This window comes from Cupriavidus sp. GW822-FHT06G04, assembly GCF_058799075.1.
In genome coordinates, this window is sequence record NZ_JBXALD010000001.1 from 863,224 (window position 1) to 876,151 (window position 12,928).

10 protein-coding genes and 1 pseudogene are annotated in these 12,928 nt (G+C 67.0%); 9 read left to right on the top strand and 2 right to left on the bottom strand.

The window, feature by feature from the left end:
- Positions 1-44: 44 nt before the first annotated feature.
- Entirely contained in the window at positions 45-2,243 is a 2,199-nt protein-coding gene (pbpC, locus tag AC1RKI_RS03935; RefSeq protein WP_492794310.1) for a penicillin-binding protein 1C, read from the top strand.
- Between the two features lie 10 nt (positions 2,244-2,253).
- Here pbpC and AC1RKI_RS03940 read toward each other — a convergent pair whose 3' ends face one another.
- Complete coding sequence (locus AC1RKI_RS03940) at positions 2,254-3,183, bottom strand: LysR family transcriptional regulator (RefSeq protein WP_227458739.1); 930 nt, start codon at positions 3,181-3,183, stop codon at positions 2,254-2,256.
- Between the two features lie 126 nt (positions 3,184-3,309).
- Between AC1RKI_RS03940 and AC1RKI_RS03945 the strand changes: the two genes are divergently transcribed.
- From AC1RKI_RS03945 to AC1RKI_RS03955, 3 genes are all read left to right on the top strand, one after another.
- The gene (locus AC1RKI_RS03945) at positions 3,310-4,305 is read left to right on the top strand and encodes an aldo/keto reductase (RefSeq protein WP_492793752.1); all 996 of its coding nucleotides are present in this window, start codon (positions 3,310-3,312) and stop codon (positions 4,303-4,305) included.
- Positions 4,306-4,360: 55 nt separating this feature from the next.
- Positions 4,361-5,317, top strand: a complete 957-nt coding sequence (locus AC1RKI_RS03950) for a delta(1)-pyrroline-2-carboxylate reductase family protein (RefSeq protein WP_492793750.1) — start codon at positions 4,361-4,363, stop codon at positions 5,315-5,317.
- 305 nt (positions 5,318-5,622) lie between these two features.
- Complete coding sequence (locus AC1RKI_RS03955) at positions 5,623-6,351, top strand: OmpW/AlkL family protein (RefSeq protein ID WP_061958592.1); 729 nt, start codon at positions 5,623-5,625, stop codon at positions 6,349-6,351.
- A 76-nt stretch (positions 6,352-6,427) separates the two neighbouring features.
- Here the strand turns inward: AC1RKI_RS03955 and AC1RKI_RS03960 are convergent, their stop codons facing one another.
- Complete coding sequence (locus AC1RKI_RS03960) at positions 6,428-6,628, bottom strand: heavy-metal-associated domain-containing protein (protein WP_061958593.1); 201 nt, start codon at positions 6,626-6,628, stop codon at positions 6,428-6,430.
- Positions 6,629-6,857: 229 nt separating this feature from the next.
- Here AC1RKI_RS03960 and AC1RKI_RS03965 point away from each other — a divergent pair, with 229 nt between their 5' ends.
- From AC1RKI_RS03965 to AC1RKI_RS03985, 5 genes and pseudogenes are all read left to right on the top strand, one after another.
- Positions 6,858-9,299, top strand: coding sequence for a heavy metal translocating P-type ATPase (locus AC1RKI_RS03965; RefSeq protein WP_492793747.1), 2,442 nt, complete (start codon positions 6,858-6,860; stop codon positions 9,297-9,299).
- Positions 9,299-9,718, top strand: coding sequence for a Cu(I)-responsive transcriptional regulator (cueR, locus tag AC1RKI_RS03970; RefSeq protein WP_150982200.1), 420 nt, complete (start codon positions 9,299-9,301; stop codon positions 9,716-9,718). The genes AC1RKI_RS03965 and cueR overlap by 1 nt, the downstream gene beginning before the upstream one ends.
- Positions 9,719-9,828: 110 nt before the next feature.
- The gene (locus tag AC1RKI_RS03975; RefSeq protein WP_492793744.1) at positions 9,829-10,749 is read left to right on the top strand and encodes an alpha/beta hydrolase; all 921 of its coding nucleotides are present in this window, start codon (positions 9,829-9,831) and stop codon (positions 10,747-10,749) included.
- 86 nt (positions 10,750-10,835) lie between these two features.
- Positions 10,836-12,497 carry a GMC family oxidoreductase gene (locus AC1RKI_RS03980; RefSeq protein ID WP_492793742.1) on the top strand — a complete coding sequence of 554 codons (1,662 nt, stop codon included), beginning with the start codon at positions 10,836-10,838 and terminating at the stop codon, positions 12,495-12,497.
- A gap of 309 nt (positions 12,498-12,806) precedes the next feature.
- A pseudogene (locus AC1RKI_RS03985) lies at positions 12,807-12,928 on the top strand (ABC transporter ATP-binding protein); the annotation flags it as partial.

Below are 12,928 nucleotides of genomic sequence, written 5' to 3' on the forward strand. Positions count from 1 at the left end.
AACGGTTGGCGTGGTCATCGAAGCCAGCGCGCGGCGCGATCCGCGTGGCGACGGCGCTGTGGCTGGGCGCGTGCGTCGCGGGCATCGCGCAGGCGGCGCCTTCGTTTCGCGAGGTGCGGGACCACTGGCGCAGCGCCGATATCGTAGTGACCGACCGGCATGGCGAGACCGTGGCGCGCGTGCGTGACGATTTCACTGCGCGCCGTGGCGACTGGGTGACGCTGACCGATACGTCACCGGCGTTGCGCACGGCCATCGTGCTGTCCGAGGACAAACGTTTCTATGCGCATAGCGGCGTCGACTGGCAGGGCGTGGCCGCGGCGGCTTGGGCAAATCTGTGGAATACGCGCACGCGCGGCGCGTCGACGCTGACGATGCAGCTGGCCGGTCTGCTCGACGACGATCTGCGCGCCGGCCGCGGCCGCAGCTTTGGACAGAAGCTTGGGCAGGTGGTCAGCGCGTCGTCGCTGGAGCGCGGCTGGAGCAAGGACCAGATTCTCGAGGCGTATCTGAATCTGGTGCCGTTCCGCGGTGAACTGGTGGGCCTGTCGGCGATGTCGCAGACGTTGTTCGGCAAGGCGCCAAGCGGGCTCGACGCGCGCGAGGCGGCGGTGGCCGTGGCGCTGGTGCGCAGTCCGAATGCATCGGCGCTGCAAGTCTCCAAACGCGCCTGCGGCATTCTGCGCGACATGAAACAGCCGCGCGAGTGCGATGGCCTCGACGGCTTCACGACGCTGGCGCTGGCCAGGTCGGTCAGCCTGGGCGGCGATGGCATGTCCGTGCGGCGCGGCGGCAATCTGGCGCCGCATCTGGCGCGAGCCGTGGTGGCACAGGCGCGCGCCGCTACGCCGGCTGGCAAGCCGCTGCCGCCGCGCATCGTGTCGACGCTCGACGCCAACCTGCAGCGCGTGGCCGTGAACAGTCTCGATCGCCATCTGCGCGAGCTGGCCGGCCGCAATGTCGAGGACGGCGCCGTGGTGGTGATCGATAACGCCAGCGGCGATGTGCTCGCCTATGTGGGATCGTCGGGCGCGTTGTCGTCGGCCGCGCAGGTGGACCACGCCGCGGCGTTGCGTCAGGCGGGCTCCACGCTGAAGCCGTTTCTCTATGCCCAGGCGATCGAGGAGCGCCGGCTGACTGCCGCTTCGCTGCTCGACGATCGACCCGTGAACCTGCCCACGGGCGGCGGCCTCTATATTCCGCAGAATTACGATCATCGCTACGCGGGATGGGTCAGTTTGCGCGCCGCGCTGGGATCGTCGCTGAACGTGCCCGCGGTGCGCACCCTCGTGATGGTCACGCCCCATCGCTTTCATCGGCGACTGGTCGCGCTGGGCCTGCCGCTGACCCAATCGGGTGATTACTACGGCTACAGCCTCGCGCTCGGCAGCGCCGATGTGTCGTTGCTGTCGTTGACCAACGCGTATCGCAGTTTCGCCAACCAGGGCGCGTATGCGCCGTCGCGCATGACCGTCGAAGCGCCGGCTTTGCAACGCCAGCCGGTGATGAGCGGGGCGTCGACGTACATCATCGGCGACGTGCTGTCCGATCGTCACGCGCGTGCGCGGACCTTCGGGCTCGACAGTCCGCTCACCACGCGGTTCTGGACCGCCGTGAAAACCGGCACCAGCAAGGACATGCGCGACAACTGGTGCGTGGGCTGGTCGCAGCGCTACACGGTGGGTGTATGGGTCGGAAACGCTAGCGGCGCCAGCATGCACGACGTATCGGGCGTGTCGGGCGCCGCGCCGGTCTGGCACGAGGTCATGGAGGCGCTGCACGAACGGACCGCGAGCCGCGCGCCGGCCATGCCGACCGGCGTCGAGCGCGTGGCGCTGCGCTTCGACGACAACCTTGAGCCGGCGCGCGACGAAGTCTTTCTATCGGGCACGGCGCTGCATCGCGTCAGCGTCGGCACGACCGGCCGCGCACCAAGCGCGCCCGCCATCGCCAGCCCGGCCGACGGCACCATCTTCGCGCTGGATCCCGATATTCCGCCGGCCGCGCAGCGCGTCTGGTTTCACGCCGACGGCCTGACTGGCCAGACGGCGCAGGCGGTGAGCTGGCGCATGGACGGCAAGCCGCTGGGCCGCGGCGGGCAGATTGCGTGGCTGCCATGGCCGGGCCGGCATCGCGTGCAACTGGTCGATGCGGGCGGCCAGGTCGTGCATGAAATCGGCATCGAGGTGCGTGGTGCCGGCGTACGCGACGCGAAGGTGGAGAAAGTGTCGGCGCGCCGTTGACGCGGTGTCTTCAGCGCGGCGACTGCGGCAATTCGCGCGCCTTCAGGAAATCGACGAACACGCGCAGTTTGGGCGGCATCAGCGCGCGGCTCGGGTAGTAAAGGTAGAAGCCCGAAAACGGCGGCGTCCATTCGTCCAGCACGGTCACGAGCGCGCCCGACGCCAGCGCATCGGCGATATGGTGCGGAAATTCGTAGATCAGCCCCAGGCCGGCCAATGCCGCCTGATGCAGCATCGACTTGTCGTTGGCAATCAACGCCATGCCGATATCGACCGTGAAGGGCCTGCCGCCGCGCGCGAATTCCCAGCGATAGACCGACCCCATCGGGCCAAAGCGATACGGCAGGCACGCATGGCGATGCAGCTCGTGCGGCGTCTGCGGCGTGCCGTGACCCGCCAGATAGTCGGGCGAGGCCGCCACCACCATGCGCAACGGCCCCGTCACCGGAATCGCCACCATGTCCTGCTGCAGCGCTTCGCCCAGGCGCAGGCCGGCGTCGAAGCCTTCGGCGATCAGGTCGACGAAACGATCGTCAGTGACGAGGTCCACGCAGATCGTGGGATAGGCGCGCATGAAATCGGTCAGGATCGGACGCAGCGCAATTACCACGGCCGAGTGCGAACTGGTCAGGCGCAACGTGCCGGCCGGCATGTCGCGTTGCTGGCGGATGTCGTCGGTCGCGGCATGGATTTCGGCCAGCGCAGGCTCCACGCGCGCCAGCAATGCCGCTCCGGCCTCGGTCAGGCCCACGCGGCGCGTCGTGCGCTGCAGCAGCCGCACGCCGAGCCGGTCTTCGAGATGACGGATGGTCTGCGAGACGGCCGACGGACTCACGGCCAACGCGGCGGACGCAGCGGTAAAGCTGCCCAGCCGCGCCACGCGCGTAAAGGCGACCAGCGCCGGCAGGGAATCGGAATCGATTGTGAAGTCTGGCTTCATGATGCATGCAGCGTAGCACGCTGTTTCCGCGGGCGTGACGTGGCGATACTGGCCTCCGTCCGGTCGCGCCAGCCAATGTGAGTTGAGCGGGCCGATTTCCGAACCAAACCCACCAGGAGTGTCCCGATGACCGCAATGCGCAAACTGGGCCGTGTTGGCCCCGAGGTGTTTCCGATTGGCCTGGGCTGCATGGGAATGAGCGAGTTCTATGGCGCGCACGACGACGCGCAATCTATTCAACTTATTCATCATGCGATCGATAAAGGCGTCAACTTTATCGATACGGCTGATATTTACGGTCCGCACACCAACGAAGAGCTGGTAGGGCGGGCGCTGGCGGGCCGGCGCGACAAGGTGGTGCTGGCCACCAAGTTCGGCATCGTGCGCGATCCCGCCAACTCGGCCGCGCGCGGCGCCAACGGCCGTCCCGAATACGTGCGAGCCAGCTGTGACGCCAGCCTGAAGCGGCTCGGCGTCGACCATATCGACCTCTATTACCAGCATCGCGTCGATCCGGACACGCCGATCGAGGAAACGGTCGGCGCGATGGCCGAACTGGTCAAGGCAGGCAAGGTGCGGTGGATCGGCCTGTCCGAGGCGGGCGCCGCCACGATAGAACGGGCGCATGCCGTCCATCCGATCACCGCGCTGCAGACCGAATATTCGCTGTGGACGCGCGACGTGGACGAGAACGGCATCATGGCCACCTGCGAACGTCTTGGCATCGGCTTCGTGCCTTACAGCCCGCTGGGCCGCGGCTTCCTGACCGGTGCGATCCGCACGCCCGACGATTTCGACGCCGACGACTATCGCCGCACCAACCCGCGTTTCATGGGCGAGAACTTCGCGCGCAACCTGAAGCTGGTCGATGCGGTGCGCGAACTGGCGGCCGCCAAGGGCTGCTCGCCTGCGCAACTGGCGCTGGCGTGGGTGCTGGCGCGCGGCGATCATCTGGTGCCGATTCCGGGCACGCGGCGCATCGCCAACCTCGAGGACAACCTCGGCGCGCTGGATGTGGTGCTGACCCGCGAGGATCTGGCCGATATCGACGCGGTGTTTCCGGTCGGCGCAGCGGCGGGTACGCGCTACGCCGAGACCATGCTGCCCTATCTGTCGCGCTAAGGCGTGCCGGACCGGCGACAATGGCGGTTCTGGTAACGATCCGATTGCCCCGCCGATGACCGCCTTTCTGCCGCTGGATGCCGCCGCCACCGCCGCGCGCCTGCCTTATCCCGAACTCGCCCAGGCCATTGCGGCGATGCTGGCCGAACTGCGCGACGGCACCGCCATGGCGCCGCCGCGCATCGCCTTGCCCGTCGGCGAAGAGGGGCGTGGGCGGGGCACGCTGCTGGTGATGCCGGCCTGCAACCGCGACATCGTGATGACCAAGAACATCACCGTGCATCCCGACAATCCGGAGCGTGGTCTGCCCACCATCCTTGGCGAAGTACTGGTGGCCGATGCCCATACCGGCGAGCGGATCGCCATGCTGGATGGGCCGACGGTAACGGGCCGCCGCACGGCCGCGGTATCGCTGCTGGCCGCGCAGACGTTTGCCCCGGCGCCCGACGGCGAGTTGCTGATCGTCGGCGCCGGCGTGCAGGCGCAAACCCATCTGGAAGCGTTTGTCGCCGGCTTGCCGGTGCGCAAGGTGTGGCTGCAGTCGCGCACGCGCGACAAGGCCGCGGCGCTGGCCGCGCACGCCGCCACGCTTGGCGTCGATGCACAGGTGATCGACGATGTGGCGGCGGTGCTGCCGCGGGTGTCGCTGGTGGTGACCGTGACGTCGAGCCGCACGCCGGTGTTGCCGGACCTGGACAGCGGCCTCTGGACCGACCGCCATTTCGTGGCGGCCGTCGGCGCGTTCCGGCCCGACATGTGCGAGCTGCCGCCCGGGCTGTGCCACGCGGCCGCCGCCAGCGGCCGTCTGCTGGCCGACACGCTGTTTGGCATCGAGGACGAGGCCGGCGATCTGCTGCAGGCCGGCATCGACTGGAACACGGTGCAGCCATTCGAGACGGCGATTCTGCGGGCCGACGCCCTGCGCGCCCGCGCGGGCAGTCCGCTGGTCTTCAAGAGCGTCGGCTATGCGCTGTGGGACCTCGCCGCGTGCATTCTGGCAAGCCGCGACTGACCGGGCGCAATTGACCGGGCGCAGGCCGTACGCCCGGCATTGCCATACGGATGTATGAGTCCGCTACGCAGCAACAAGACCACTCCCTTCGAGTGGTTTTTCATATTTGAAACCGAAACGTTGCGCGCGCGCGTCGCTTCGTTTCAGAAATTGCTGAATTAAGCGCCCGCTTTATGGGTTAACCCTGTCTTTAGGGCAATTCTTCTATCCTCGTGTCCCGTGTTTGAAACAGTCGGTGCAGCCCGCGCAGGATAATGCTTGGCTTGCAGTCGTTGTATTCAAAAGAGGACGGAGTAAGAGGAACAATGCAAAAGATCTATAAGAAAATTCTGGTAGCGGCCGCGGCGATGACCCTGGCTGGCGTGGCGCAGGCGCAGTCCGCGGGAAGCAATATCGTGAGCTTTGGCTGGATGCGCGTGATGCCGACCGGCCACTCGGAATTTCTGACCATCGATTCCGTCGCCGGACGCCCCACCGGCGGCCTGCAGCGCCAGAACACCGGTGCGACGATCGATTCGGCCGATACGCTCGGGCTGGTGTTCAGCCACTATTTCACCGACCACATCTCGGGTGAATTCGTGCTCGGCGTGCCGCCCAAGCATGACGTCAGCGGCGACCGTGGCTACGAAAAGTACGGCAAGCTCGGCGAAGTGCGCCAATGGAGCCCCGCCGCCGTCGTCAAATGGCACTTCTTTGATGCGAAGACCAAGTTCCGCCCGTACGTCGGTATCGGCGTGAACTACACGTGGTTCACCGGCGAGAGCGTGACCAACCAGAGTTTCGTGCAAGGCGAGTTCGGTCCGGGCTCGACCATGGCCGCGTCGGCCAAATCGTCGTGGAACCCGGTGTTCAACGTTGGCGCCAACTATGCCGTGACCGACAACTGGTTCGTCGGTATTTCGGTGTCGTATGTGCCGATCTCGACCACCGCCAACTTCACCACGACGCTGGCCAATGGCGCCAAGATCCAGTCGCACACCAAGATCAAGATCGATCCGGTGGTGACGTACCTGAGCGTCGGCTATCGCTTCTGATCGTTCGTCCGATTGCGGACACGTCGACATGAAAAAGGGCACCCGCGGGTGCCCTTTGCTTTTGGCGCGCCGGCGATCAGGCGGCCGACTTCACCGGATAGCCTGCGGCCTCGATCGCCTGCTGCAGGGCCTGGCGGTCCGCGCCGCTTTGCACCTTGACCGACTGGGCAGGCACGTCGGCCGCCACCTGGGCCGACGGGTCGACCGCGTGCACGGCGCGGGTGATGGCACCGACACAATGGTTGCAGGACATGCCTTCGACTTGGAACTGGATCATCGCGCCGACTCCTGTTGGTAATGGCAATGGATAACTTCGGGTGAAGTATGAACCTTCCCACCATGGGAAGCGCAAGCCCGAAATGCAGCCCGGAATGCGCCCCCAACGTCGCCCAAGCGCCGTGAGATGGCAAACCGGATCGCCCCGGGTCGGCAAGCCTTGACCTTCCAATGATGGTAAGGTCCACAGTGCATCTGTCGCGCTCCGTGCGCTCAAAGCTAATCCGCCCATGTCCACGTCCGCCGCTTCCCTGAATCCTTCCGAATGGCGCCTGCCCGTCGAGGGCATGACCTGTGCCTCGTGCGTGCGCCGCGTCGAGAACGCCCTGGCCAAGGTGCCCGGCGTGCACGATGTGGCGGTCAACCTGGCGACCGAGCAGGCCACGCTGCGCGCCGAGGACGCGGCGGCGCTGACTGCCGCCGCGCAGGCCGTGGCCGATGCGGGATACGACGTTCCGCGCGATGCGATCGAACTCGATATCTCGGACATGACCTGCGCGTCGTGCGTCGGCCGCGTGGAGCGCGCGCTGCGTGCAGTGCCCGGCGTCGTCGACGCCCAGGTGAATCTGGCGACCGAACGTGCCAGCGTGACGGTATTGCGCGGCGCGGCCGACGCGGCAACGCTTGCCGCCGCGGTGACGCGCGCAGGCTATGGCGCGAAGCCCGTCGTCGATACCGCAGCGCTGGGTACGGCCGAAACCCGGTCCGATTTCTGGTCGGGTCCGTGGCCGGTCGTGCTGTCGGCGGCGTTGTCGTTGCCGCTGGTGGCGCCGATGGTGCTGGAATGGTTCGGCATCCACGCCATGCTGCCGGGCTGGCTGCAATGGCTGCTGGCCACGCCGGTGCAGTTCGTGTTTGGCTGGCGCTTCTACAAGGCCGGCTACAAGGCGGTGCGCGCGGGCGCCGGCAATATGGATCTGCTGGTGGCGCTGGGCACGTCCGCCGCGTATGGGCTGTCGATCTGGCAGATGTTCACGGCCGGCGACGCCATGCCGCATTTGTATTTCGAAAGTGCTGCGGTGGTGATCACGCTGGTGCGGCTCGGCAAGTGGCTGGAAACGCGCGCCAAGCGCCAGACCGCCGACGCCATTCGCGCGCTGGCCGCGCTGCGCCCCGACACCGCGCGCGTGCGGCGCGACGGCGTGGAGCAGGACATCGCGCTGGCGCTGGTGCGCGTCGGCGATGAAATCGTGGTGCGCCCCGGAGAGCGCATTCCGGTCGATGCCGAAGTGATCGACGGCCGCAGCCACGCCGACGAATCGATGCTGACTGGCGAATCAGTGCCCGTGCCGAAACAGCCCGGCGACAAGCTGACCGGTGGCGCGATCAACTACGAAGGCCTGCTGGTGGCGCGCACCGTGGCGGTCGGCGCGGAGACCGTGCTGGCGCGCATCATCCGCATGGTCGAGCACGCGCAGGCCGCCAAGGCGCCGATCCAGCGCATGGTCGATCAGGTCAGCGCGGTGTTCGTGCCGGTGGTGCTGGCCATTGCGCTTTTTACGCTGCTGGGTTGGGGCCTGGTTGCGCACGACTGGAGTCAGGCGCTGCTCAACGCCGTGGCGGTGCTGGTGATTGCGTGCCCATGCGCGCTCGGGCTGGCTACGCCGACCGCGATCATGGCTGGCACCGGCGCCGGCGCGCGCGCGGGCATCCTGATCAAGGACGCCGAGGCGCTGGAGGTGGCGCATCGCGTGTCCGTGGTGGCCTTCGACAAGACCGGCACGCTGACCGTCGGCAAGCCCGAAGTGGTGGCGCTGCAAGCGGCCGATGGCGACGATGCGGCGTTGCTGGCGAAGCTGGCCGCGCTGCAGGCCGGCAGCGAACATCCGCTGGCACGCGCGGTGATGACGCAGGCACAAGCGCGCGGCATCGCGGTGCCCGCGGCCAGCGAGGTACGCGCCCTGCCGGGCCGCGGCATCTCGGGCTTGGTGATGGGGCAGCCGCTGCAGCTGGGCAGCGAAGGCCTGCGCGTGGAGCTTGGCGCCGATGCGCTGGCGCTGCACGCGGTGGCCGAACGACTGCGCGGCGAGGGACGCACGGTGTCGTGGCTGATCGATCCGGTGCTGCGCACGGTGCTGGGCCTGGTGGCGTTCGGCGATGCGCTCAAGCCTGGCGCCCGGGCGGCGATTGCGCGCCTGCGCGCCGCGGGCATTCGTACCGTGATGCTGACCGGCGACAACGCGGGCGCGGCGGCGCGCGTCGCGGCGATGCTGGGGCTCGACGAAGTGCAGGCCGAGGTGTTGCCGCAGGACAAGGCTGCGCGCGTGGGTGCGCTCAAGCGCAATGGCGAGGCGGTGGTGGCGATGGTGGGCGACGGCATCAACGACGCGCCGGCGCTGGCGGCGGCCGATGTCGGTATTGCCATGTCGACCGGTACCGACGTGGCGATGCACGCAGCAGGTATCACGCTGATGCGCGGCGACCCCGCGCTGGTGGCGGACGCGCTGGCTGTGTCGCATCGCACGGTGCGCAAGATTCGTCAGAATCTGTTCTGGGCATTCATCTACAACGTGATCGGCATTCCGCTAGCCGTCGCGGGTCTGCTCAATCCGGTGGTGGCGGGCGCGGCGATGGCGTTTTCCAGTGTCAGCGTGGTCAGCAACGCCTTGCTGCTGCGCCGCTGGCATCCGCTGGCCGGTGCCGGCGAGGCCGACCAACAGGAGGCGATGTAATGAATATCGGCGAAGCGGCGCAAGCGTCCGGCGTTTCCGCGAAGATGATCCGTCACTACGAATCGATCGGACTGGTTGACGCGCCGCCACGCAGCGAAGGCGGCTATCGGCGCTACGACGAACGCGCGGTGCACACCTTGCGCTTCGTGCGGCGCGCCCGTAATCTCGGTTTCTCGCTCGACGAAATTCGCGGGCTGTTGTCGCTGTGGCATGACCGCGGGCGCGCCAGCGCCGACGTCAAGGCGCTGACGCTGAAGCACGTGGCTGACCTGGAAGTGAAGATTGCCGAACTGGCCGCGATGCGCGATACCTTGCGCGCACTGGCCGAAGCGTGCAGCGGCGACGAGCGGCCCGATTGCCCGATTCTTTCGGACATGGCGCGGCTCGACGAGGACAACTGCGCTGCGTGCCACAAGTAACGGCGCGGATCGCGCGGCGCCTTCCGGCCGCGCATGCCGCCGTGGCGCGCGCCGCATCATCGATCGCGATACAAGCCACAACCAGCAGGTCCGACCAGGAGACGATGGGGATGAACCAACCTGTGGGCGCCGCCGGATTGCCCGGCGCGCATGAATCGGCCACGACCGGCACCGCAGCCACGGAATCGCGCCAGCGCATGCGCGACGGCACCGAGCTGCTGCTGCGCACGTGGCTGCCCGATGCGCAACGGTTTCCCGATCCGCTGGGCACCGTGCTGCTGGTGCACGGTCTTGCCGAACATAGCGGGCGCTATGGCCATGTGGCGGCCGCGCTATGCGCGCTGGGCCTGCGGGTGCGCGCCTACGATCAGCGCGGCCACGGTGCCAGCGGCGGTCCGCGCATGGTGGTGCCGCACGTCGACGCGTATCTCGACGATCTTGCCGAAATCTACGATGCGGCGCTGCGCCAATGGAACGAACTGCCGATCGTGCTCGGCCACAGCATGGGCGGTCTGGTGGCCGCGCGGTTTGCCACGGCGCGCGTGCGCCCGATCCGCGCGCTGATCCTGTCGTCGCCCGCGCTGGCGCTGAAGCTCAGCAACACCATGCTCACCTTGCATCGCGTGCTGCTGGCGCTGGCGCCGCGACTGCGTGTGCCGAATCCGATCGATGCGCGGCTGCTTTCGCACGATCCGGAAGAGGTGCGCGCCTATCGTACCGACCCGCTTGTGCAGGGCACCATCAGCGCCAGCGTGCTCGAATGGTTCATTCGCGGCATGGCGCGCGCGCAGGCCGATGCGCCGCAACTGGAAGCGCCGATGCTGATGCTGGTGGCCGGCGCGGACCGCGTGGTCGACCCGCAAGGCAGCCGCGCTTTCCACGACCATGCGCCGCCGGATCTGCGCGACATGGTGTGGTTCGACACCGGCTATCACGAGATCTTCAACGAGGCGCAGCCGCTGCGCGGTGAAGTGCTGGTCGCATTGACCGATTGGCTGAGTCGGCATCTCGTCGCTCCGGCAAAGCCCTGACGGCGGCGCGCTGTAAGACGTGCGATGATCTCTCGATTCCGACAAGAATCACCCGATGCCCTCAGGGCGCGAAGGAAGCAAGGGATATGGAGACGTACGACTACATCATCGTGGGAGCGGGCTCCGCTGGCTGCGTGCTGGCCAACCGTCTGACGCAAGATGCCGATGTCAGCGTGCTGCTGCTCGAAGCGGGCGGCAAGGACGACTATCACTGGATTCACATCCCGGTCGGCTACCTGTACTGCATCGGCAATCCGCGCACCGACTGGCTTTATCGCACTGTGGAAGAGGCGGGCCTGAACGGGCGCTCACTCGGATATCCGCGCGGACGCGTGCTGGGCGGATCGTCGTCGATCAACGGCATGATCTACATGCGCGGCCAGCGCGAGGATTACGACGACTGGGCGCGCACCACCGGCGACGATGGCTGGCGCTGGGACAACGTGCTGCCGCTGTTCAAGCGCAGCGAGGACCATTACCGCGGTGCCAACGAATTTCACGGCGCTGGCGGCGAGTGGCGCGTCGAAGCACAGCGCCTGCGCTGGGACATTCTCGAACGCTTTATCGAGGCGGCCGAGCAGGCCGGCATTCCGCGCACCGACGATTTCAATCGCGGCGACAATTTTGGCGTCGGTTATTTCGAGGTGAACCAGCGCCGCGGCATTCGCTGGAATACCGCCAAGGCGTTCTTGCGCAAGGCGTCCGACCGGCCCAACCTGACCATCGTCACGGGCGCGCAGGTCAGCGCCCTGACTTTCGATTCGCCCGATGGCCGGCGCTGCACTGGCGTGCAATACCACGGTGGCGGCCAGCCCATCGAAGCGCGCGCCACGCACGAAGTGATCCTTGCTGCGGGCGCGGTCAATTCGCCGCAACTGCTGGAGCTGTCCGGCATCGGACAGCCGGAGCGGCTGCAGGCGCTGGGCATTCGCGTGCGGCACGCGCTGCCTGGTGTGGGCGAGAATCTGCAGGATCATCTGCAACTGCGTACGGTCATGAAAGTGCAGGGCGTGCGCACCTTGAATACGCGCGCATCGAAGTGGTGGGGCAAGCTCGGCATCGGCCTGCAATACGCGTTCAACCAGAGCGGGCCGATGAGCATGGCGCCGTCGCAGCTCGGTGCGTTCGCGCGCAGCGATCCGGGCCAGACGCGCGCCAATGTCGAATATCACGTGCAGCCGCTGTCGCTGGACAAGTTCGGCGATCCGCTGCATGACTTCAACGCATTCACCGCCAGCGTTTGCAACCTGCGTCCCACATCGCGCGGCAGCGTGCATATCGAGCATGCCGATTTCCGGCGCGCACCGCGCATCGCGCCAAATTACCTGTCCACTGAAGAAGACCGCAAGGTCGCGGCCGATTCGATCCGGCTGACGCGACGCATCGTCGCATCGCCCGCGCTGGCGCCGTACAAGCCCACCGAATGGCTGCCCGGCCCGGCCTTCCAGACTGACGAACAACTGGCCGAAGCGGCGGGCGCGATTGGCACGACCATTTTCCATCCGGTGGGCACCTGTCGCATGGGCGCGGGCGACGATGCGGTGGTCGACAACCGGCTGCGCGTGCGGGGCATTGCCGGGCTGCGCGTGGTTGACGCATCGGTCATGCCGCTGATCACGTCGGGCAACACCAACTCGCCGACGATCATGATTGCCGAACGCGCCAGCGACATGATTCGCGCCGACCGCAAGGCGGCCGCGAGCGGTGCAGCAAATTCACCCGAAATCGTCGCGCCCGTACCCGTCTAGGGGTCTTCCACGATACGCCGCACCGACGACTCCACGCAGTCGTCGGTGCGGCGCCACGCATCGCAAAAGCGAGACATCGTAAATGTCTTGCGCCTAGTGCAAACCCCGATGTTTTGCGACGCAGCAGGCGCACACAATAGTCGCCGGTATACGGTGCCGCCGCCTTCACTTCGCGTCACTGTCATGCCCCGGCAGCCGCACCGTCCACACCTATACCAAGCGGCAATATGGCGACAAAGCGCCGCAGTTCGAACCATTGTCAGTGCCGGGCAAAACCTGGCATCGCAGCAAGAGGGCGGGCAGGAGACTATGACTCAGGAAATCATCCTGGAAACACGGAACCTCACGAAGGAATTCAAGGGGTTCACCGCAGTGAGCGACGTGAATCTGTGCGTGCGTCGCGGCTCGATCCATGCATTGATCGGACCGAA